General features: G+C 66.5%; 20 protein-coding genes and 1 pseudogene. 9 read left to right on the top strand and 12 right to left on the bottom strand.

All coding sequences use genetic code 11. From position 1 onward, the window contains the following. The 3 genes and pseudogenes from SF06_RS18050 to SF06_RS11935 all read left to right on the top strand — a co-directional run. Nucleotides 1-97: pseudogene (locus SF06_RS18050) on the top strand (electron transfer flavoprotein subunit alpha/FixB family protein); the annotation flags it as partial. 193 nt (nucleotides 98-290) lie between these two features. Beyond that, a complete protein-coding gene (locus SF06_RS11940; RefSeq protein ID WP_081993431.1) occupies nucleotides 291-1085 on the top strand; it encodes a substrate-binding periplasmic protein in 795 nt (264 codons plus the stop codon). Nucleotides 1086-1105: 20 nt separating this feature from the next. Next, nucleotides 1106-1606, top strand: a complete 501-nt coding sequence (locus SF06_RS11935; protein WP_139326770.1) for a hypothetical protein — start codon at nucleotides 1106-1108, stop codon at nucleotides 1604-1606. A 10-nt stretch (nucleotides 1607-1616) separates the two neighbouring features. On the opposite strand, the gene SF06_RS11930 is transcribed toward SF06_RS11935, so the two are convergent. The 8 genes from SF06_RS11930 to SF06_RS11895 all read right to left on the bottom strand — a co-directional run bounded on the left by SF06_RS11930 (nucleotide 1617) and on the right by SF06_RS11895 (nucleotide 13098). Continuing rightward, nucleotides 1617-3446 (bottom strand): long-chain-acyl-CoA synthetase, encoded by a 1830-nt coding sequence (locus SF06_RS11930; RefSeq protein ID WP_039561607.1) that lies wholly within the window; start codon nucleotides 3444-3446, stop codon nucleotides 1617-1619. Nucleotides 3447-3556: 110 nt separating this feature from the next. Next, nucleotides 3557-4381, bottom strand: coding sequence for an SDR family oxidoreductase (locus SF06_RS11925; RefSeq protein WP_039561604.1), 825 nt, complete (start codon nucleotides 4379-4381; stop codon nucleotides 3557-3559). A 190-nt stretch (nucleotides 4382-4571) separates the two neighbouring features. Further along, nucleotides 4572-6560 carry an acetyl/propionyl/methylcrotonyl-CoA carboxylase subunit alpha gene (locus SF06_RS11920; RefSeq protein ID WP_039561603.1) on the bottom strand — a complete coding sequence of 663 codons (1989 nt, stop codon included), beginning with the start codon at nucleotides 6558-6560 and terminating at the stop codon, nucleotides 4572-4574. Nucleotides 6561-6616: 56 nt separating this feature from the next. Next, nucleotides 6617-7411 (bottom strand): enoyl-CoA hydratase/isomerase family protein, encoded by a 795-nt coding sequence (locus tag SF06_RS11915; RefSeq protein ID WP_039561601.1) that lies wholly within the window; start codon nucleotides 7409-7411, stop codon nucleotides 6617-6619. A 106-nt stretch (nucleotides 7412-7517) separates the two neighbouring features. After that, a complete protein-coding gene (gene atuD / locus SF06_RS11910; RefSeq protein WP_039561600.1) occupies nucleotides 7518-8678 on the bottom strand; it encodes a citronellyl-CoA dehydrogenase in 1161 nt (386 codons plus the stop codon). A gap of 41 nt (nucleotides 8679-8719) precedes the next feature. Then, a complete protein-coding gene (atuC, locus tag SF06_RS11905; protein WP_039561599.1) occupies nucleotides 8720-10336 on the bottom strand; it encodes a geranyl-CoA carboxylase subunit beta in 1617 nt (538 codons plus the stop codon). 5 nt (nucleotides 10337-10341) lie between these two features. Beyond that, nucleotides 10342-11211 carry an SDR family oxidoreductase gene (locus SF06_RS11900; RefSeq protein ID WP_039561598.1) on the bottom strand — a complete coding sequence of 290 codons (870 nt, stop codon included), beginning with the start codon at nucleotides 11209-11211 and terminating at the stop codon, nucleotides 10342-10344. A 99-nt stretch (nucleotides 11212-11310) separates the two neighbouring features. After that, nucleotides 11311-13098, bottom strand: a complete 1788-nt coding sequence (locus tag SF06_RS11895) for an acyclic terpene utilization AtuA family protein (RefSeq protein ID WP_039561596.1) — start codon at nucleotides 13096-13098, stop codon at nucleotides 11311-11313. Nucleotides 13099-13279: 181 nt separating this feature from the next. Between SF06_RS11895 and SF06_RS11890 the strand changes: the two genes are divergently transcribed. Then, entirely contained in the window at nucleotides 13280-13906 is a 627-nt protein-coding gene (locus tag SF06_RS11890) for a TetR/AcrR family transcriptional regulator (protein ID WP_039561594.1), read from the top strand. A gap of 28 nt (nucleotides 13907-13934) precedes the next feature. Here the strand turns inward: SF06_RS11890 and SF06_RS17845 are convergent, their stop codons facing one another. Beyond that, nucleotides 13935-14105: a DUF2897 family protein gene (locus SF06_RS17845; protein ID WP_065365683.1), complete on the bottom strand. Its 171-nt coding sequence runs from the start codon at nucleotides 14103-14105 to the stop codon at nucleotides 13935-13937. 129 nt (nucleotides 14106-14234) lie between these two features. On the opposite strand from SF06_RS17845, the gene pyrF reads away from it, so the two are divergent. From pyrF to SF06_RS11875, 3 genes are all read left to right on the top strand, one after another. Beyond that, a complete protein-coding gene (gene pyrF, locus SF06_RS11885) occupies nucleotides 14235-14930 on the top strand; it encodes an orotidine-5'-phosphate decarboxylase (RefSeq protein WP_027591698.1) in 696 nt (231 codons plus the stop codon). 89 nt (nucleotides 14931-15019) lie between these two features. Next, nucleotides 15020-15259 carry a type II toxin-antitoxin system RelB/DinJ family antitoxin gene (locus SF06_RS11880; protein WP_027591697.1) on the top strand — a complete coding sequence of 80 codons (240 nt, stop codon included), beginning with the start codon at nucleotides 15020-15022 and terminating at the stop codon, nucleotides 15257-15259. Then, nucleotides 15249-15536 (top strand): type II toxin-antitoxin system RelE family toxin, encoded by a 288-nt coding sequence (locus SF06_RS11875; protein ID WP_039561591.1) that lies wholly within the window; start codon nucleotides 15249-15251, stop codon nucleotides 15534-15536. The genes SF06_RS11880 and SF06_RS11875 overlap by 11 nt, the downstream gene beginning before the upstream one ends. 30 nt (nucleotides 15537-15566) lie before the next feature. On the opposite strand, the gene SF06_RS11870 is transcribed toward SF06_RS11875, so the two are convergent. The 3 genes from SF06_RS11870 to SF06_RS11860 form a co-directional block, all read right to left on the bottom strand. Further along, nucleotides 15567-16226, bottom strand: a complete 660-nt coding sequence (locus SF06_RS11870) for a nitroreductase (protein WP_027591695.1) — start codon at nucleotides 16224-16226, stop codon at nucleotides 15567-15569. 23 nt (nucleotides 16227-16249) lie between these two features. Beyond that, complete coding sequence (gene thiM, locus SF06_RS11865) at nucleotides 16250-17101, bottom strand: hydroxyethylthiazole kinase (protein ID WP_081798342.1); 852 nt, start codon at nucleotides 17099-17101, stop codon at nucleotides 16250-16252. Between the two features lie 193 nt (nucleotides 17102-17294). Further along, the gene (locus tag SF06_RS11860) at nucleotides 17295-18296 is read right to left on the bottom strand and encodes an NADP-dependent oxidoreductase (RefSeq protein ID WP_027591693.1); all 1002 of its coding nucleotides are present in this window, start codon (nucleotides 18294-18296) and stop codon (nucleotides 17295-17297) included. Nucleotides 18297-18463: 167 nt separating this feature from the next. Here SF06_RS11860 and SF06_RS11855 point away from each other — a divergent pair, with 167 nt between their 5' ends. Both SF06_RS11855 and SF06_RS11850 read left to right on the top strand, forming a co-directional pair. Continuing rightward, nucleotides 18464-19174, top strand: coding sequence for an AzlC family ABC transporter permease (locus tag SF06_RS11855; RefSeq protein WP_039561589.1), 711 nt, complete (start codon nucleotides 18464-18466; stop codon nucleotides 19172-19174). Continuing rightward, a complete protein-coding gene (locus SF06_RS11850; protein ID WP_039561587.1) occupies nucleotides 19174-19503 on the top strand; it encodes an AzlD domain-containing protein in 330 nt (109 codons plus the stop codon). Before SF06_RS11855 ends, SF06_RS11850 begins: the two co-directional genes overlap by 1 nt. Nucleotides 19504-19589 lie beyond the last annotated feature (86 nt).

The following is a 19589-nucleotide window of genomic DNA, read 5'->3' as shown; positions in this document are numbered from 1 at the left end:
CAACAAGGACGAAGAAGCGCCGATCTTCCAGGTGGCCGACTACGGCCTGGTGGGCGACCTGTTCGAGGTCGTGCCGGAACTGGAAAAGCTGGTCTGATCCAGTCGCTTCGGTAACAGGAAAAACCCGCTCCTCGGAGCGGGTTTTTTTATGGGTGCGGCGTCGTCTGGTGGATTGGCAAGAAATTGTGGGGGCGGGATCAGGCTTCGGTGCATGGCATGCCGCACGGATGCCCTGATTGGCAGCCGCTTCCGGTGTACCATTTGCTCCCCGGACCTAATGCGGTACTTCCATGCCCCGTCGATTGCTGCCCGTCTCGATGACCCTCTGCTTCGCCCTGCTACCGGCCTGGAGTCAGGCTGCCGAGCCCTGCGAGCATCTGGTGGCGATTGGGGTGGGCGAGCGTGTGCCCTACCAATGGCTGGATGGGGCAGAGCCGCAAGGTGCAAGCGTCACGCTGCTGAACCGTGTGGCCGCCGGCCTGGGGGTCACGCTGGATGTGTTGACCGCTGAAAATCCCGAGCAGGCCGAGCGTGAAGTCAGCAGCGGCCGGGTGGATCTGCTGATCGATGCCGAGCTGCGCCCGCAGCTGCAGGCAGGCCTCGACTTCCTGGAACCGCCGCTGCACGAGGCGCCGGTGGTGGTCTGGGTAGCCAAGGACCGCGTCTTCCCCTTCCAGGATTGGGACGATCTTGGGGGGCGACGCGGTGTGCGTATCGACAATACCGAGTGGGAAACCGAGAGCGATCAGCGTGCTGATGCGCAGCTGCAGCTCAGGCCTCACGGCGATTTCGTCCAGGCACTGCAGAGCTTGCTGGCAGGCCAGATCGATTACGTGCTCCATGATCACGTGGCGGGCCAGGCGGTGGTGCTGCGTCACGGTTGGGCGGATGAAGTGGTGGTGCTGATGCCGGCCTTGTACAGCCAGCCGCGCTATCTGGCGTTGTCCCATAACTCGGCCTGCAATACGGCAGGCTTGCGCGATGGCCTGACCAGGGCACTGGGCGGCCTGCAGGGCGAACAGTCAGGTGCGTCGATCGTGCGGCAACATCTGCAACAGTGGGCCGAGCGCCGGCGATCCGACTAAACTGACGCGGCGCCGAAAACTTGGCATGGAAGCTGCTGACCTTCGTTCGGTTGGCAAGAAAGCGTCATGGGAAGAATATGTGTCGGTTACTGCAATGGGTCTTTTGCATCTGCCTCGGCTGCGCCGGTGCGCCCGCCGCGTCGGCGAACAGCCAGGGGCATGAGCTTTGCCGGAGCGCCGCGTTCCGGACGTTGAACAGCCTGTGCGAGGCTGTCATGCGCATCTTCCCGGTTCGCGACAGCCAGCAGACGGTCGCGACGGTACCCGAGCCCGTCGAACCCGACGTCGCGAAGCCGTTGGACCTGACATTGCCGCCCCTTTTGGGTCAGGACGATAACGGCCCGCTGGAGAGCTACAAGCCGCTGCTGCCGCCTCTGTTCGGGCTCAAGTCCCAGCCCGGCGGGATGACCCTGGGTGGGCGGTTGATTACCAGCGAGCCGGAGGCGGAATTCGAGTTCGACCTGAGCAACATGCTCGAGCGCATCGAGGGCGCGGAAATCAGCATCCAGATCCGCCGTTGAGGCGTTCGCCTTACAGACGGTGTTCGCCGCGGGACAGCTCGGCGTAGCGAACCGCATCGAGCACCTGGAACCCCGGTGCGTCGGGCAGCAGGACGAACAGCGGATCGGCTGTCTGCGCGGGATCGAAGGCCTGGCGCTTCAGATCGGTCTTCTTGTACTTGAAGGTGCCGGTGGTTTCGACCTCGTCGAGCAGACGGACGAACAGCGGAACGGCATAGGGCGGCAGATGCTGGCGCAAATGCGTGGCCAGCCCGAGCGGATCGAAGGCGACGTCGGCGGTCATCCGCAGCGCCGCCATGCCACAGCGACCATCCATGCCTGGCACCTCCACGCCGTACACCACCGCATCCTCCACACCCGGCCAGGCGCCCAGCACGTTCTCCACCTCCGTGGTGGACACGTTCTCGCCGTGCCAGCGGAAGGTATCGCCCAGGCGGTCGACGAACTGGGCGTGCTTGCAGCCGATGTCGCGCATCAGGTCGCCGGTGTTGAACCAGGCATCGCCCTGCTTGAACACGTTGCGGAAGATGGCGGCCTCGCTCTTGGCGGAGTCCGTGTAGCCGTCGAAGGGCCATTTCGGACTGATCTCGCTGATCAGCAGGCCGGCCTCGCCCTTGTTCACCTTGACCAGGAAACCCTTGCGGTCGCGCACCGGCTGCTCGTTGTCCAGGTCGTAGCGCACGATGGCGTAGGTGGCCGGGGTGAAGCCCACGGTGTTGTCGAAGTTGAACACGTTGGTGAAGCCGATGTTGCCTTCGCTGGAGGCATAGAACTCGGTGATGCGCTCGATGCCGAAGCGTTGCTTGAACTCGCCCCAGATCGAGGGTCGCAGCCCGTTGCCGATCATGCAGGTCAGGGTGTTGCCCTGTTCCTCGGGGCAGGGCGGCTGGTTGAGCAGGTAGCGGCACAGTTCGCCGATATAGCCGAAGCAGGTGGCGCGGAAATGCCGCACGTCCTTCCAGAAGGCGCTGGCGGAGAACTTGCGGCGCAGGGCGATGGCCGCGCCGCCGGCCAGGGCGGCGCTCCAGCACACGGTCACGGCGTTGTTGTGGTAGCAGGGCAGGGTGAGGTACAGCACGTCCTGCTCGGTCAGGCTCAGCCCGGAGTGGCCGAAGCCGCCGTAAGCCTTGATCCACTTGCCGTGGCTCATCACCGAGGCCTTGGGCAACCCGGTGGTGCCCGAGGTGTAGATATAGAAACAGGCGTCTTTCATGCGCACGCGAGCGGTGTGCGGCAGGTTCTCGCTCGACTCCTCGGTGGCCATACTCGCCAGGTTCTGCCAGCCATCCGGTGCCGTGCCGGCATCCTGCAGGGTGTCCTGGTCGGCCAGCCAGAAACGCCGCTCGGGGCGTAGGTCGTTGAGCTCGGACTGAATGTCTTCGAAGGGCTGCAGCAGCTCCGCGCCGATCACGTAATGACCGGGTTTCACCAGATTGAGGCTGTAGGCCAGCACCTGTCCCCGTTGCGCCGTGTTGACCAGCGCGCCGATGGCGCCGAGCTTGGCCAGCGCGGCCAGCACCGCGAGGATTTCCAGACGGTTTTCCATCATCACCGCCACCACGCTGCCGTGACTCACGCCGTTTCGTTCCAGACTGCGCGCCAAGCGGTTGGCCCAGGCGTTGAAGTCGGCGTAGCTGACGCTGTGCTGCAGGTCCATCACGGCGGGGCGATCGGGGAAGCGCTTGGCGCTCTGCTCCAGCGCCCAACCCAGGGACAGCGTCTTGTCGCGGTTGCGGATGGCCGTGTAGTAGAGCCCGCGCAACATACGCGGCACCCGCGGCAGGTGACCGGGCAGGCGGGCGAGGAAATGGAGGGGCGAGATGGTGTCGACACTGGCCATGGCAAAGGCTCTCGGGGCTTGGTTTCTTGTTATGGGCCGCTGCAGCCTAGATAGCCCGGTCAGGTCCTGCCATGACTGCATCGACGTTCTTGCCGTGTCAGATGGGCGAATCAGTCCAGGTACAGGTCCGGCATCAGCCTACCGCCGACAGGGTCGTACCGATAGGCCTCGAAATCCGTCGTGCCGCGTTCGCGCAGCAGGTCTTCGTCGACCAGCAGGCGGCCGGTCAGGCTGCGCGCGGGGCTGGTCAGGATGGCATGCGCGGCGTCGGCCATGATCGCGGGGGTGCGCGCCTGTTTGAAGATCTGCGGGCCGCCCAGTTCATGTTCGATGGCGGCCGTGGCGATCACCGTGCGCGGCCATAGCGCGTTAACACTGATGCCGTACTTCTTGAATTCCTCGCTCATGCCCAGGGTAAGCATGCTCATGCCGTACTTGGTGGTGGTGTAGGGGCCGTACTGGGCGAACCACTTGGGGTCGAGGTTCAGCGGGGGCGACAGGCTGAGGATGTGTGGGTTGGCGCTCTTCTTCAGATAGGGCAGGGCGGCCTGGCTGCAGACCATCACCGCGCGGGTGTTGATCTGGAACATCAGGTCGAAGCGCTTGGGTTCCAGGTTCTCCACGCCCTGCAGACGGATGGCGCCGGCATTGTTGATCAGCGCGTCGAGGCCGCCGAAATGCTCGGCGGCGCGTTGCATGGCGGCGCGTACCGCCAGTTCGTCGCGCACGTCCAGCCGTAGTGCCAGGGCCCGGCCTCCCGCGGCCTCGACTTCCGCCGCCACGCTGTGAATGGTGCCGGCCAGCTTCGGATGCGGCTGCTCGCTCTTGGCGGCAATCACCACGTTGGCGCCGTCGCGCGCGGCGCGCAGCGCGATCTCGCGACCGATGCCACGGCTGGCGCCGGTGATGAACAGGGTCTTGTCACGCAGGCTCATGGGATATTCCTTTTTATCGGGCCATTAAAAAGGGAAGACCGCACTGCGACCTTCCCCGTTACAGCAGCCTGGATCAGGCTCCAGATTGGATTGCGGCAGCCCTTGCCGGCTCGGCAATCCGCGCTTCACCGATCCACCGTGCGTGCGACGGTGGACAAGGAAAGCGCTGTCCACCCTGCGGTTCGCCGGCTCAGGCCTCTTCAGCTTCGATCTCCACCAGCACCTGGCGGTTCTTCACCTGATCGCCCTTGCTCGCGCCAACCCGGCGGATCACGCCATTGATGCCGGCCTTGAGCGGGTGCTCCATCTTCATGGCTTCCAGCACCACCAGCAGCTGGCCCTTGGTGACGCGAGCGCCTTCATCGACCAGCACATCAACGATGGCGCCGTCCATCGGCGCCTTTATGGTGCCGGAGCTGGCTGCGCTCTGGCCGCCGGCCGGCGCGTGGCTGACGTCGGTCAGCGCCAGGTTGCCGAAGTGGCCATACAGCCACAGGTTCTCGCCGTCCAGGCGATAGGCCTGGCGCTGACGGATGCCGTCCAGTTCGAATGTCAGCCAGCGGCCGTCGCTGTGCAGCAGACGCACGCTCAGCTGGCTGTCGCCGACGCTGGCCAGCAGGGCCGGTTGCGTGCCGTCGCGCTGCACTTGCAGCGCGACTTTGTGGGACTGCTCGCCCTGCTTGAGGGTGAACTGCCACGGCGCACTGCCGGCGCTGCGCCAGCCAGCCAGTTGCTGCTGATGGGCGCGGCCATTGGCCGAGGCCTGATAGAGCAGGGCGGCGGCCACGGCCAGGTCGCGAGCGGCCGGGGCCTGCGGGGTCAGGCTTTCGTCGTTGCTGAAGTGCTCGGCAATGAACGCGGTGGTGGCCTTGCCGGCGGCGAACTCGGGGTGGTTCAGCAGGTTGGCCAGGAAGCGCTGGTTGGCGTTGACGCCCAGCAGCACCGAGTTCTCCACGGCGCGGATCAGCTTGCGCAGCGCGTCCGCGCGAGTGGCGCCGTAGGCAATCACCTTGGCCAGCATCGGGTCGTAGAAGGGCGTGACGTCCTGACCTTCCACCAGGCCGTGGTCGATGCGCACGCCGTCCAGCAGCTCCGGTTCCCAGCGCAGCACCTTGCCGGTCTGCGGCAGGAAGTTGTGGGCCGCGTCCTCGGCATACAGGCGCACTTCGATGGCGTGGCCGGTGAGCTGGATCTCCTCCTGCTTCAGCGGCAGCGGCTGGCCTTCGGCGGCGCGGATCTGCCAGGCCACCAGGTCCTGACCGGTGATCAGTTCGGTGACCGGGTGCTCCACCTGCAGACGGGTGTTCATTTCCAGGAAGAAGAACTCGCCGCTGGCATCCAGCAGGAATTCCACGGTTCCGGCACCTACATAGTTCACCGAGGCGGCGGCCTTCACGGCGGCCTCGCCCATGGCCTTGCGCAGCTCGGGCGTCATGACCGGGCAGGGGGCTTCTTCCACGACCTTCTGGTGACGGCGCTGTACGGAGCAGTCGCGCTCGCCCAGGTAGACGATGTTGCCGTGCTGGTCGCCGAACACCTGGATCTCCACGTGGCGCGGGCGAATGACTGCGCGCTCGAGGATCAGCTCGCCGGAGCCGAAGGCGTTCTGTGCTTCGGAACGGGCGGTACGGATCTGCTCCTGCAGCTGGCCGGCTTCGTGCACCAGACGCATGCCGCGACCCCCGCCGCCGGCGCTGGCCTTGATCATCAGCGGGTAGCCGATGCGCTCGGCCTCGCGGATCAGCGTCTCGTCGTCCTGGGCGGCGCCTTCGTAGCCCGGAATGCAGGGCACGCCGGCTTCCAGCATGGCGATCTTCGACAGGCGCTTGGAGCCCATCAGGTGGATGGCTTCCACGGTCGGGCCGATGAACACGATGCCGTTAGCCTCGCAGGCGCGGGCGAAATCGGCGTTTTCGGAGAGAAAGCCGTAACCGGGGTGGATGGCGTCGGCGCCGGTCTTCTTGGCGGCGGCGATGATGTTGTCGATCACCAGGTAGGACTGGTTGACCTGGGCCGGGCCGATGCACACGGCCTCGTCGGCCAGCTGCACGTGACGGGCATTGGCGTCGGCTTCGGAGTACACCGCAACGGTGCGATACCCCAGTTCATGGGCGGTGCGCATCACCCGGCAAGCGATCTCGCCGCGGTTGGCAATCAGAATCTTGGTGAAAGCGGGCATCTGGGTGCTCCTGCGAATGCGGTCAGGCAGACCGAGCGGGGGCTCGGTCGGGCCCATTACTGCGCCCACTTGGGCGCACGTTTCTGTACGAAAGCCATCGTGCCCTCGACGCCTTCGGCTCCGGTCACAGCGGCGGCGAACTGTTCGGCGGCGCGGTCGAGCAGCGAATTCATCGCTTCGGTTTCGCTGGCCAGCAGCAGCGCCTTGGTCTGCGCGTTGGCCTGCGGCGCGCACTGGCGGACCTGCTGGATCACCTCGGCCAGACGGCTGTCCAGACGGTCGGCGGCCTCGCAGTAGTGCACCAGCCCCAGGCGCAGGGCTTCGGCGCCGTCGAAGCGGGCGGCGGTCAGCGCCAGGCGGCGGGCCTGGGTCAGGCCGACGCGCTTGACCACGAACGGGGCGATCTGCGCGGGCAGGATGCCCAGGGTGGTTTCCGGCAGGCCGAACTTGCAGCCCTCGGCGGCAATGGCGATATCGGACACGCAGGCCAGGCCGAAGCCGCCGCCCAGCACCGCGCCTTCCAGCACCGCGACGACCACCTGCGGGGCGGCCTGGGCTTCTTCCAGCAGGGCGCCGAAGGCGCGGTTCAGGTCGCGGTAGGCGTCGTGCCCCTTGGCGCGCGCGCCGGCCATGTCCTTGATATCGCCGCCGGCACAGAAATGGCCGCCGGCGCCGCGCAGCACCAGGGCGCGCACGGCAGGGTCGTTGCGCACGCTTTCCAGCACGGCGCGCAGCTCATGCACCATGGCCAGGCTCATGGCGTTACGGCTGTCCGGACGGTTCAGGGTGATGTGCAGCACGCCGGCGTCGAGGTTGAGCAGCAGAGTGTCGCAGTGGGGTAGATCGGCCATGGCAGGCTCCTTGGTGTCTTCGGGTAGGGCGGATCGCGCTTTACCGATCCGCCGGGCAGGGCCACGGTGGATGTAAACAACGACATCCACCCTACGGGTCCGGCTCTCAGCCCTTCTTCTTGCCCGGCAGGATGCCCATCATCTTGCAGATGATGCCGAGCATGATTTCGTCGGCGCCGCCGCCGATGGACACCAGGCGCACGTCGCGGTAGGCGCGCGACACCGGGTTGTCCCACATGAAGCCCATGCCGCCCCAGTACTGCAGGCAGCTGTCGGTGACCTCGCGGCCCAGGCGGCCGGCCTTGAGCTTGGCCATGGAGGCCAGCTTGGTCACGTCGCGGCCCTTGATGTACTGCTCGGTGGCCTGGTAGACGAGGGCGCGCAGGGCTTCGATCTCGGTCGAAAGTTCCGCCAGGCGGAAGTGGATCACCTGGTTGTCGATCAGCGCGTTGCCGAAGGTCTTGCGCTCGCGGCAGTACTCGATGGTCTGGTCGACGCACAGCTCCAGGCCCTTGATGATGTTGGCCGCGCCGAACAGGCGCTCCTCCTGGAACTGCAGCATCTGCATCATGAAGCCGGCGCCTTCGTGGCCGACGCGGTAGCGCTGCGGCACACGCACGTTGTCGAAGAACACCTGGGCGGTTTCCGAGGAGCGCATGCCCAGCTTGTCCAGGTGCGGGCTGAGGGTGATGCCCGGGGTGTTCATCGGCACGATGATCATCGACTTGTTGACGTGCGGCTTGTCGTCGCTGGTGTTGGCCAGCAGGCAGATGAAGTCGGCCTGCGGCGAGTTGGTGATCCACATCTTGTGGCCGTTGATGACGTAATCGTCGCCGTCCTTGCGGGCGGTGGTCTTCAGCCCGGCCACGTCCGAGCCGGCGGTGGTCTCGGACACGCCGATGCAGCCGATCATGTCGCCGGCGATGGCCGGAGCCAGGAACTGCTCGCGCAGCTCATCGCTGCCGAAACGGGCCAGCGCCGGGGTGCACATGTCGGTCTGCACGCCGATGGCCAGCGGCACGCCGCCGCAGTGGGCGGTGCCGAATTCTTCGGCGGCGACGATGGAGTAGCTGTAGTCCAGGCCCATGCCGCCGAATTTTTCCGGCTTGGAGATGCCCAGCAGGCCCAGGTCGCCGGCCTTCTTGAAGAGCTCGCGCATCGGGAAGCGACCGTCCTTCTCCCACTCGTCAACGTAGGGGTTGATCTCCCTGTCGACGAAGTTCTTCACGGTGCGGCGCAGTTCGTCGTGTTCCTGAGTGAAGTGCATTGTTCTTGTCCTTCTTCGAATGTTCAGGAGGCGGAGGGCGCTTACAGGCGCGCGACCCCGAAGGTGTTGGATTTCAGTGGCCGCACCTCGGCCTCGGCGCAGATATCGAGCAAAAAGCCCAGCAGCTTGCGGGTATCGCGCGGGTCGATGAGGCCGTCGTCCCACAGGCTGGCGGTGCCGTACAGGGCGGTGGACTGGCTGTCCAGCTTCTGCGCGGTCACGGTTTCCAGCATGTCGAGCATCTTCGGATCGGGCGTCATGCCCTGCCTGGCCTGCTTCTCCTCGGTGACGATACGCAGCACCTTGCCGGCCTGGGCGCCGCCCATCACAGCGGTGCGGCTGTTTGGCCAGGCGAAGATGAAGCGCGGGTCCAGACCACGGCCGCACATGGCGTAGTTGCCGGCGCCGTAGGAGCCGCCGACCACGATGGTCAGCTTGGGCACGCGGGCGTTGGCCACCGCTTGCAGCATCTTCGAGCCATGCTTGATCACGCCGTTCTGTTCCGACTCGGTGCCGACCATGAAGCCGGTGGTGTTGTGGAAGAACAGGATCGGCGTGTTGCTCTGGTCGCACAGCTGGATGAACTGGGCAGCCTTGGCGGCGCCGCGCGGGGTGATCGGGCCGTTGTTACCGATGAAGCCGCAGGGCTGGCCTTCGATGCTCAGGTGGCCGCAGACGGTCTGGCTGTCGAACTCGTTCTTGAAGTCGAGGAATTCGGAGCCGTCGGCGATGCGGGCGATGATCTCGCGCACGTCGTAGGGCTTCTTGGCGTCGTTGGGCACGATGCCCAGCAGTTCCTCGGCCGGGTACAGCGGCTCGCGCCAGGCCTTCTTCGGGCGCACCGGCAGCTGCAGGTTCCACGGCAGCATGGCCATGATGTTGCGTGCCAGGCGCACGCCATCGGCATCGTTCTCGGCCAGGTACTCGGCGGTGCCGGCGATCTGCGCATGCATCTCGGCGCCGCCCAGTTGCTCGTCGGTGGCGATCTCGCCGGTGGCGGCCTTGAGCAGCGGCGGGCCGGCGAGGAACATCTTGGCCTTGCCGCGCACCACCACCACGTAGTCGGACAGGCCCGGCTGGTAGGCGCCGCCAGCGGTGGAGGAGCCGTGCACCACGGTCACCTGGGGAATGCCCATGGCCGAGATACGCGCCTGGTTGGCGAAGCCGCGTGCGCCTTCCACGAAGATGTCGGCGGCGTAATTGAGGTTGGCGCCGCCGGATTCCGCCAGCGTCACGATTGGCAGCTTGTTCTCCACGGCCACCTGCTGCATGCGCAGGGACTTCTTCAGGCCGGTGGGGGAGATGGTGCCGCCCTTGATGGCGCTGTTATTGGCCAGCACCAGGCAGCGCACGCCTTCCACATAGCCGATACCGGCAATGATGCCGCCGCCGGCCTGGGTACCGTCCTTGTCGTCGTGCAGCTTGTAGCCGGCCAGCGAGGACAGCTCCAGGAACGGCGCGCCCGGGTCGAGCAGCAGGTTGATGCGCTCGCGCGGCAGCAGCTGGCCGCGCTTCTCGAACTTCGGCTTGGCCTCCTGGGCCTTGTCGAGCACTTTCTGCTCAACGTCACGGAAGCTGGCCACGGCCGCAAGCATGGCCTCGCGGTTGGCGGCGAAGGTTTCGCCGTGGACGTCTATCTCTGACTGGATCACGGGCATTGTTCTTATTCTCCGTCCTTCAGTACGTCAGGTTGGCAGGCGCGGTGAAAACCGTTGTAGGACTCGCTGTTGCGGGCCTTGCCGAGGGTCCAGGCGCGGGTGCCGAGGCTGGCCGCGCCGTCGATGCGGATGGTGTTGCCGCTGATGAAGCTGGCGCCGGGGGAGAGCAGGAACACGATGGCCGAGGCGATCTCCGCCTCGGTGGCGATGCGCTGCAGTGGCACATGGTCCTTGAGCGAACGGATCATGTTCTTCATGGCGTCCGGGTAGGTGTCCATGCCGCTGGAGGCCACCCAGCCCGGCGCCACGGCGTTCACGCGCACACCGGCATGGCCCCATTCGTAGGCGGCGGTCTTGGTGAAGTTCTCCATGCCGGCGCGGGCGGCGCCGGAATGGCCCATGCCCGGCATGCCGCCCCACATGTCGGCCAGCATGTTGACGATGCTGCCGCCGTGCTTGGAAAGGCTCTGCAGGAAGACTTCCTTGGCCACCAGGAAGCCGCCCACCAGGTTGGTGCGCACCACGGTTTCGAAGCCTTTCTGGTTGATGCCGATCAGCGGCGCCGGGAACTGGCCGCCGGCGTTGTTGACCAGGTGGTGGATGCGGCCGCGCTCGGCGATCACTGCCTTGACCATGGCCTTCACGGCTTCCTCGTCGCGGATATCGCAGACCTGGAAACTGACGCTGCCGCCGTCCTCGACGATCTCGCCGGCAGTCTTCTCCAGCTTTTCCAGCTTGCGACCGACCAGCACCACATGCGCACCCAGGGCCGCCAGCTCGTGGGCGGTGCAGCGACCGATGCCGCTGCCGCCACCGGTCACCAGGATGGTCTGGCCGGCGAAGAGATCGGGTTTGAATACCGAGTCGTAGTGCATTGTTGTTATTCCAGTGTTCAAAACGGGGATCCGGCGCAGGGCGGTCGGTGCTTTTCCGGCCGACACGGCGGACAGGAAAAGCGTTGTCCGCCCTACGTGTCACAGCTGATCGGCAATCGCCTGGGGCACCGCCACCGGGAATTCCAGCAGTTGCTGGGCGAAGGCCTTGCCCTGCGGGTCGATGCGCAGGCTGGCGACGCCGCCGCCGCCCAGGGCGTTTTCCAGCAGGAAGTTCAGGCTGTGGGTGCCCGGCAGGTACCAGCGGCTGACGCGGCCGGTCTGCGGGTCAAGCACATACTGCATCCAGTCGGTCACGGCCTCGGGGCTCAGCGCCTCGGCGATCCACGGCAGGAATTCGGGCTTGCGGGCCATCACGCCGATGTTGCTGTGGTTGCCCTTGTCGCCGGAGCGGGCCACGGCCAGCTTGACCAGCGGCACGTTGGCCTCGGCCTGGCCGCTGGCGGTCGGCGCGCCCAGGTCTTCGGCCAGTTGCGCCGGGTCGAAGGCATCCACCCGCGGCAGGCTTACCGCGGTGCGCTCGTTGTTGATCTCGATGGCCAGCTCGCAGGCACTCTTTTCAACCAGGAAGGAGAACAGGCGGATGATCGGGTAGACGGTCGGGCGGCCGCCGACGATGCCGGTCAGGCCCGGGGCCATGCCGGTGGAGGCCTGGGCGATTTCCTTGGAGAACAGCACCAGGGCTTCCTTCTTGGCGTGACTGACGGCCAGCTTGAGCACCACTTCGCGGGTATCGCCGCGCTGGCCGTGGGCGCCGTAGGTGGCCTCGGTGCCCAGCAGTTCGATGTTCACCTCGCGGTACGGGCCCCAGCCGCGTTCGGCGAACATCTCGTTGGTCTTGTTGATGATGGCCTGGCTGACGCGCTCGGCCTTGGCGCGGGCGTCGATGCCGGCCAGCACGCAGCTGGCGGTGCAGCGGAAACCGTCCGGGTAGGTGGCGCTGACCTTGTAACGGTCGGTGGGCGGCAGGCCGCGGGCGCCGGTGACGCGCACGCGGTTGTCGCCGGCCTGCTCGAGCGCCACCCGGGTGAAGTCGCAGACCACGTCCGGCAGCAGGTAGGCGCGTGGGTCGCCTATCTCGTAGAGCATCTGCTCGCCGACGGTGAACGGCGTGACCAGGCCGCCCGTGTTGTCCGGCTTGGTGATGACGAAGCTGCCGTCGGCCTCGACTTCCAGGATCGGGAAGCCGATGTGCTCGTAGTCCGGCACCAGTTGCCAGTCGGTGAAGTTGCCGCCGGTGCTCTGCGCGCCGCATTCCACCAGGTGGCCGGCCAGGGCGGACTGGGCCAGCTTGTCGTAGTCGTTCCACTGCCAGCCGAATTCATGTACCAGCGCGCCGCTGACCACGGCGCTGTCCACCACGCGACCGGTGATGACGATATCGGCGCCCAGGTCCAGCGCCTGGACGATGCCCGGCGCGCCCAGATAGGCGTTGACCGACACGCACATGGGCGGCATCGGCGTGCCGTTGAACATTTCCGTGGTGCCGGCCTTGGCCAGTTCACCGGCTTTGCTTTGCAGGCTGTCGCCGTGCAACACGGCGATCTTCAGATTGACGCCAGCCTTCTCGCAGGCGGCGGCCAGGGCGGCGGCGCAGGCAGCGGGGTTCACGCCACCGGCGTTGCTGACGATGCGGATCTTCTTGGCGGCGATCTCACCCAGCAGCGGCGCCAGGACGTCGACGAAGTCCTTGGCAAAACCCTCCTGCGGGTTCTTCATGCGTGCGCCGGCCATGATCGACATGGTGATCTCGGCCAGGTAGTCGAACACCAGATAATCAATGCTCGCTCCGCGTACCAGCTGGGCGGCGGCGGTGGAGGTGTCGCCCCAGAAAGCGGAGGCGCAGCCGATGCGTACGGTCTTGGTCATTGTTGTTGTCCGCTGACGCTAGAGAAGTGTCACAAACACTACCAAGCAAGCGCTTGGTTGAAAAGCCCTGGCGGTCATTTTTCCCGAGCGCTTGCTTGGTCAGGGTAATGCGGACAGAATTCGCCTCGGTCGTGGAGCCGGTCAGGCTGCCGCGCAACGTTTGCTGAACGAGGTATCAGACGTGGATGAGCAGAAAGCCGGCAAGGTGATGCGGGAACTGGTGGCCGCTGGGCGCATGACCGATCCGGACAGCGCGCGGGGCAAGCTGCTGCAGGCCGCCGCCCACCTGTTCCGGCGCAAGGGCTACGAGCGCACCACGGTGCGCGACCTGGCCACGGCGGTGGGCATCCAGTCCGGCAGCATCTTTCACCACTTCAAGAGCAAGGAAGAGATCCTGCGCGCGGTGATGGAGGAAACCATCGTCTACAACACCGCGCTGATGGAAGCCGCGCTGGCCGAGGCGGGCAGCCTGCGTGAACGGGTGCTGGCGCTGATCCGCTGCGAGCTGCAGTCGATCATGGGCGGCACCGGCGAAGCCATGGCCGTACTGGTCTATGAGTGGCGTTCGCTGTCGGAAGACAGCCAGACGCACATCCTGGGCCTGCGCGATCGCTACGAGCAGCTGTGGCTTACGGTTCTGGAGGAAGCGCGCGCGGCGGGTTACGTGCAGAGCGATCCGTTCATCCTGCGCCGCTTTCTGACTGGCGCGCTGAGCTGGAGCACCACCTGGTTCCGGCCCAACGGCCCGATGAGCCTCGATGCGCTGGCCGAGGAAGCCCTGGCGCTGGTGATCCGCAACCCCGCCTGAAGAGGGCCCGCACAGGCGGGCCCGCCGGTTACTTGCGGTACTCGCGCTCCTGGGCGTCGAGCCGCGCGTTGCGCTCCTTGATTTCCTTGAGCTGTTCCTCGGTCAGGGGAATCTTCTTGGCGCCGCTGCGCAGCATCAGCAAGCCGCCGATCACCGTGCCGAATACCAGAACCAACAGCAGCCACATATACCAGGGCATGGTCGTACACCTCTCGATTCAGTCTTCTAACCATACGACGGCCTGTGGGCTTTGTCAGTGCGGCGCTGTGGGGGTGCTGCCGCACGGGGTACAATGCCCGCCGTTTTTGTCTGCCCGATGAGTCTCGCCATGGCCTGCCAGTCCCCGATTATCGTTGCCCTCGACTTCCCTTCCCGCGACGCCGCCCTTGAGCTGGCGGCGCGCCTGGACCCGACCCGCTGCCGGGTGAAGGTGGGCAAGGAACTGTTCACCCGCTGCGGACCGGCGGTGGTGGAGGACCTTCAGGCCAAGGGTTTCGAAGTCTTCCTGGACCTGAAATTCCACGACATCCCCAACACCACGGCCATGGCGGTGAAGGCCGCCGCCGAGCTGGGCGTGTGGATGGTCAACGTGCACTGCTCCGGCGGCCTGCGCATGATGGCGGCCTGCCGGGAAACCCTGGACGCCCTGAACGGACCGAAGCCGCTGCTGATCGGCGTGACCGTGCTGACCAGCATGGAGCAGTCCGACCTGGCCGGTATCGGCCTGGACATCGAGCCGCAACAGCAGGTGCTGCGCCTGGCCGGTCTGGCGGCCCAGGCCGGGCTGGACGGCCTGGTGTGCTCGGCCCAGGAAGCGCCAGCGCTCAAGGCGGCACACCCGCAGCTGCAACTGGTTACTCCGGGCATTCGTCCGGCCGGCAGCGCCACGGATGACCAGAAGCGCATCCTCACCCCGCGCCAGGCCATGCAGGCCGGCTCCGACTACCTGGTGATCGGCCGGCCGATCAGCCAGGCCGCCGATCCGCAGCAGGCATTGGCGGCGGTGCTGGCCGAGCTGGGCTGACGGCCTCGACGCCTTCCGGCGCGATCAGGTTGCCATGCGGTTGCAAGGGTGCCATGGTAATGACCGATGTCATTACAAGGGCCGCCGCCATGGCAACCATCAATATTCGTATCGACGACGAGCTGAAAGCCCGGGCCTACCGGGAGCTGGAAAAGCTCGGTGTCACCCCCTCCGAGCTGATGCGCCAAGCCTTGCAGTATGTGGCCGAGCGTGGGCAGCTGCCGTTTCGCCCGGTGCTGCTGACCGAGGAAGACGAGGCGTTGATCGCCACTGTTCGCGAGCGTCTGGCAGATCCGCAGCGCGTGAAGGTTGCGCTGGATGACCTATAGCCTGGAGTTCGATGCGCGGGCGCTCAAGGAATGGCACAAGCTGGGCGATACGGTTCGCCAGCAGTTCAAGAAGAAGTTTGCAGAGATCTTGCTGAATCCGCGGATCGAGGCGAACCGTCTCCACTCGCTGCCGGACTGCTACAAGATCAAGCTGCGTAGCAGCGGTTATCGACTTGTGTATCAGGTGATCGACCACGAAGTGGTGGTGTTTGTGGTCGCGGCAGATCGCCGCGAGCGCGAGCAGGTCTACCGCAAGGCGGCCGAACGCCTCAAGTAACCGCCCCGGCCGAACGCCGGGGCCCAGTCCTCAAAACCCCACCAGCTGCCCCCACTCGCCAAAGTCGGCGCGGGTGGCGCGCAGGCTGTTGATGGGCGCTTCCTTGTCCTCGTAGCCCAGGGCGATGCCGTAGGTCACCCGATAGCCCTCGGGCACCTCGATGTGCTGCCTGACTACCGCGTCGTAGCGACGCCAGAAGCCCTGGGCGCAGGTGGCCAGTCCTTCCTCGGTGGCGCGCAGCATGAAGGACTGCAGGTACAAGCCCAGGTCCATCCACTGCACCGGGCCCATGCGTTCGTCGATGAACACCAGGATGCCTACCGGCGCGCCGAAGAACTGCGCATTCCTGGCCAGCTGGCGAAAGCGCCCGGCCTTGTCTTCGCGCGGAATGCCGATGCTGCGGTAGAGGTCCTCGCCGTTGGCGAAGCGGCGGGTGCGGTACGGCTCCCACAGGTTCGGCGGATAGGAGAGCTGCGAGGGATTCTCCTCGCCGGAGGTTTTCGCCACATCGGCCAGCAGGCCGCTGAGGCGCTCGCCGGTGATGGCAGCCACCCGCCAGGGCTGCATGTTGCCGCCCGAGGCGGCCAGCGCCGCATCCTGCATCAGTTGCTGTACCAGCCGGGCCGACGGCACCTGCGGGGTGAAGGCGCGCACGGAACGGCGTTCGCGCAAGGCTTGAGAGACGTGCATGGGGATTCTGATCCTTCTTGTTGTCACACGGTTTCGAGAGCGGTCACTTCCAGCTGCATGCGCTCGCGGAAGCTGGCTTCCTCCAGGCGATACAGCTCATCGATGAAGCCAATGGCGAACGATCCCGGCGCCGTGTGGCGCTGCGCCGCCAGGGCGCCGGCGATGGCGAAGCTGGCGTGGGCCGCCACCGCCGCCACCAGCGGCTCGGCCACCGACTGGTAGGCCGCCAGCAGGGCGCCCAGGGCACAGCCGGTGGCCGTCACGCGCGGCTGCAGCGGACTGCCGCCGAAGATGCGCACCAGCACCTGCTGGCGCTGGTAACGACCGACCAGATGATCCACCGCGCCGGAGGCGCAGACCACCGGGCTGTGTTGCAGCAGCTGCAAGGCGGCCGGTACGGCGCTGGCGGGCTCGTCGGAGCTGTCGACGCCGCGGCCGCCTTCGCCCAGGCCGGACAGGCCCTTGATTTCCGAGGGATTGCCGCGAATGGCGCTGGGCTGGAAACGCAGCAGGTCCAGTGCCACCCCGCCGCGCCAGGGCAGGCCACCGGCGCCGATGGGGTCCAGTACCCAGGGTTTGCCGGCCTGCCGTGCGGCTTCTGCGGCCAGGCGCATGGATGCCACCTGGGCGTCGGTGGGCGTACCCAGGTTGATCAGGAGCGCATCGGCGATGCCTGCGAACAGCGCCGCTTCCTGTGTGTTATCGACCATCGCCGGCGACGCGCCGGCGGCCAGCAGCACGTTGGCCATGTAGTTGGCCGACACCACGTTGGTGATGCATTGCACCAGCGGCGTGCGCCCCTGCAGGGCCCGATGGGCCTCGATCACCTGTTCGCGCAGCACGCCGGTCGTCTGCCGGGCATCGAATGTTTGCATCGCGTCATGCCTCTCGTTGAACCGGCGCAGAGCATACCCGCTGCCCCGGCACCTGCGCACAGGTTCGATGCCGTACGTGCGCGCCGCACAGGGTCAGAACGAGGGCGGTCGGCGCTTATCCGGCCGCCGTTGGGCGCCACGCCGGGCTCTGCGGTGGCCAACGCGTTGCGTTGAGCACCCTAGGGAATGCACGTCAGCTCACCTTGAGCACCAGCTTGCCGAAGTTCTCGCCGCTGAACAGCTTGAGCAGGGTCTCCGGGAAGGTGTCCAGGCCCTCCACGATGTCTTCCTTGCTCTTCAGCTGGCCGCTGGCCAGCCAGCCGCCCATCTCGCGCAAGGCGAGGGGGAACTGCGCCGCATGGTCCATGACCACGAAACCTTCCATGCGCGCCCGGTTGACCAGCAGCGACAGGTAGTTGCGCGGGCCGACCGGCGCTTCCAGGTTGTTGTACTGGCTGATGGCCCCGCAGATCACCACCCGAGCCTTGTAGGCCAGGCGGGCCAGCACGGCGTCGAGGATCTCCCCGCCGACGTTGTCGAAGTACACATCGACGCCCTTCGGGCAGGTGCGCTTGAGGCCGGTGGTCACGTCCTCGTGCTTGTAGTCGATGGCGGCGTCGAAGCCCAGTTCCTCGGTCAGGTAGCGGCATTTTTCCGCGCCACCGGCGATGCCGACCACCCGACAGCCCTTCAGCCTGGCGATCTGCCCGGCAATGCTGCCCACCGCGCCGGCGGCGCCGGAGATCACTACGGTTTCGCCGGCCTTGGGCGCGCCGACCTCCAGCAGGGCGAAATAGGCGGTCAGGCCGGTCATGCCCAGTGCCGAGAGATACAGCGGCAGCGGCGCCAGCTTCGGGTCGACCGGGTAGAATCCCTTCGGCTCGCCGAGGAAGTAATCCTGCACGCCGAGCGCACCACCGACGAAGCTGCCGACCGGGAACTGCGGGTGCCGCGAGGCGACCACCTCGCCCACGCCCAAGGCGCGCATCACGCCGCCCAGCGGCACCGGCTCGATGTACGACTTGCCTTCGTTCATCCAGCCGCGCATGGCCGGGTCGATGGACAGGTAGCGGTTGCGCACCAGCACCTGGCCATCGGCGGGCTCGCCAAGCGGCGTTTCCACCCGGCGGAAGGTGTCGCGGGTCGGCAGGCCAACCGGGCGCTGGGCAAGCAGGAACTGGCGGTTGCTGGGCATGGAGGATCCTCGTGCGGTTCTTGTTGTGGCCTCAGGGATAGCCGGCCGCAGCCGGTCGGGCAAGCTCCAGTGCCGGTGGGAATGCCGGGCCATGCACCGACGTGATGGCGGGCGAGACGTTCGGCGGGCTTTGGTGTAGGTTGGCCGTCCTCTCGCAAGGAGCTTCCATGTCTCGTTCCACCGAACTGCTCAACGGCGCCCGCGATACGCTGCCGCTGATCCTCGGCGCCATCCCCTTCGGCATCATCTACGGCACCCTGGCCAGCGCCGCCGGGCTGACGCCCTGGCAGGCGCTGGGCATGTCCCTGTTCGTCTATGCCGGCTCGGCGCAGTTCATCGCCGTCAGCCTGCTGGGCGGTGGTGCCAGCCTGGCGGTGCTGCTGCTGACCACCTTCGTGGTCAACCTGCGCCATGCGCTGTACAGCGCCACCCTGCAGCCGTTCGTGCGCCACCTGCCGGGCCGCTGGCGCCTGCCGCTGGCCTTCTGGCTCACCGACGAGACCTTCGCGGTGGTGCAGCACCGCTATGCCGAGGCCGAGCAGTCGCCCTACAAGCACTGGTACTTCCTCGGCTCCTGTCTGGCGATGTACGGCAACTGGCAGCTGTGCACGCTGATCGGCGTGGGCTTCGGGCAGGCGGTACCGAACCTGGCTGCCTGGGGACTGGACTTCGCCATGCTGGCCACCTTCATCGGCATCGTGGTGCCGATGCTGCGCAACCTGCCGCAGGTCGCGGCGGCGCTGGTGGCCGGCGCGGTGGCGGTGGCCTGCCATGCGCTGCCTTACCAGCTGGGTCTGCTTGCGGCGGCACTGGCCGGCATTCTGGTCGGCGTGACGCTGGAACGGCGCAAGGCGCCGCTGCCCGCGGAGGGGCTGTGATGGATATCTGGCTGCTGATTCTCGGCATGGCGGCGATCACCTTCGCCATCCGCTACAGCCTGTTCGCCTGGCCGAACCTGCGCTTTGCGCCCGTGGTGCGCCAAGCGCTGCATTACGTGCCGAGCGCTGTGCTCAGCGCCATCGTGGTGCCGGTGATGCTGATGCCGGACGGCGAAGGACTGCAACTGAGCCTGGGCAACGCCTACCTGCTGGCCGGTCTGGCGGCCATCGCCATCGCCGCCTTCACCCGCAACCTGCTGGCGACCATCGCCGGCGGGCTGTTGGTGTTCTTCCTGCTGCGCTGGGCGCTGGGGCAGTTGCCGATCTGAGTGATGCCCCGAACTGTGGGAGTGAATTCATTCGCGAGCTTTTGCGCGGGACCGCAGGAAAAGGATCGCGGACAAGTCCGCTTGTA

It is taken from the genome of Pseudomonas flexibilis, assembly GCF_000802425.1.
Taxonomy (GTDB): Bacteria; Pseudomonadota; Gammaproteobacteria; order Pseudomonadales; family Pseudomonadaceae; genus Serpens; species Serpens flexibilis.
This window is presented reverse-complemented; position numbering and strand designations above follow the sequence as displayed.

Coding starts and splice junctions, on each gene's coding strand:
- thiM (WP_081798342.1), bottom strand. CDS start 17,101: ATGCAAACATTCGATGCCCGGCAGACGACCGGCGTGCTGCGCGAACAG.
- SF06_RS11900 (WP_039561598.1), bottom strand. CDS start 11,211: ATGCACTACGACTCGGTATTCAAACCCGATCTCTTCGCCGGCCAGACC.
- SF06_RS11925 (WP_039561604.1), bottom strand. CDS start 4,381: ATGAGCCTGCGTGACAAGACCCTGTTCATCACCGGCGCCAGCCGTGGC.
- atuD (WP_039561600.1), bottom strand. CDS start 8,678: ATGCACTTCACTCAGGAACACGACGAACTGCGCCGCACCGTGAAGAAC.
- SF06_RS11930 (WP_039561607.1), bottom strand. CDS start 3,446: ATGGCCAGTGTCGACACCATCTCGCCCCTCCATTTCCTCGCCCGCCTG.
- SF06_RS11850 (WP_039561587.1), top strand. CDS start 19,174: ATGGATATCTGGCTGCTGATTCTCGGCATGGCGGCGATCACCTTCGCC.
- SF06_RS11855 (WP_039561589.1), top strand. CDS start 18,464: ATGTCTCGTTCCACCGAACTGCTCAACGGCGCCCGCGATACGCTGCCG.
- SF06_RS11895 (WP_039561596.1), bottom strand. CDS start 13,098: ATGACCAAGACCGTACGCATCGGCTGCGCCTCCGCTTTCTGGGGCGAC.
- atuC (WP_039561599.1), bottom strand. CDS start 10,336: ATGCCCGTGATCCAGTCAGAGATAGACGTCCACGGCGAAACCTTCGCC.
- SF06_RS11940 (WP_081993431.1), top strand. CDS start 291: ATGCCCCGTCGATTGCTGCCCGTCTCGATGACCCTCTGCTTCGCCCTG.
- SF06_RS11875 (WP_039561591.1), top strand. CDS start 15,249: ATGACCTATAGCCTGGAGTTCGATGCGCGGGCGCTCAAGGAATGGCAC.
- SF06_RS11870 (WP_027591695.1), bottom strand. CDS start 16,226: ATGCACGTCTCTCAAGCCTTGCGCGAACGCCGTTCCGTGCGCGCCTTC.
- SF06_RS11860 (WP_027591693.1), bottom strand. CDS start 18,296: ATGCCCAGCAACCGCCAGTTCCTGCTTGCCCAGCGCCCGGTTGGCCTG.
- SF06_RS11915 (WP_039561601.1), bottom strand. CDS start 7,411: ATGGCCGATCTACCCCACTGCGACACTCTGCTGCTCAACCTCGACGCC.
- SF06_RS11920 (WP_039561603.1), bottom strand. CDS start 6,560: ATGCCCGCTTTCACCAAGATTCTGATTGCCAACCGCGGCGAGATCGCT.
- SF06_RS11880 (WP_027591697.1), top strand. CDS start 15,020: ATGGCAACCATCAATATTCGTATCGACGACGAGCTGAAAGCCCGGGCC.
- pyrF (WP_027591698.1), top strand. CDS start 14,235: ATGGCCTGCCAGTCCCCGATTATCGTTGCCCTCGACTTCCCTTCCCGC.
- SF06_RS17845 (WP_065365683.1), bottom strand. CDS start 14,105: ATGCCCTGGTATATGTGGCTGCTGTTGGTTCTGGTATTCGGCACGGTG.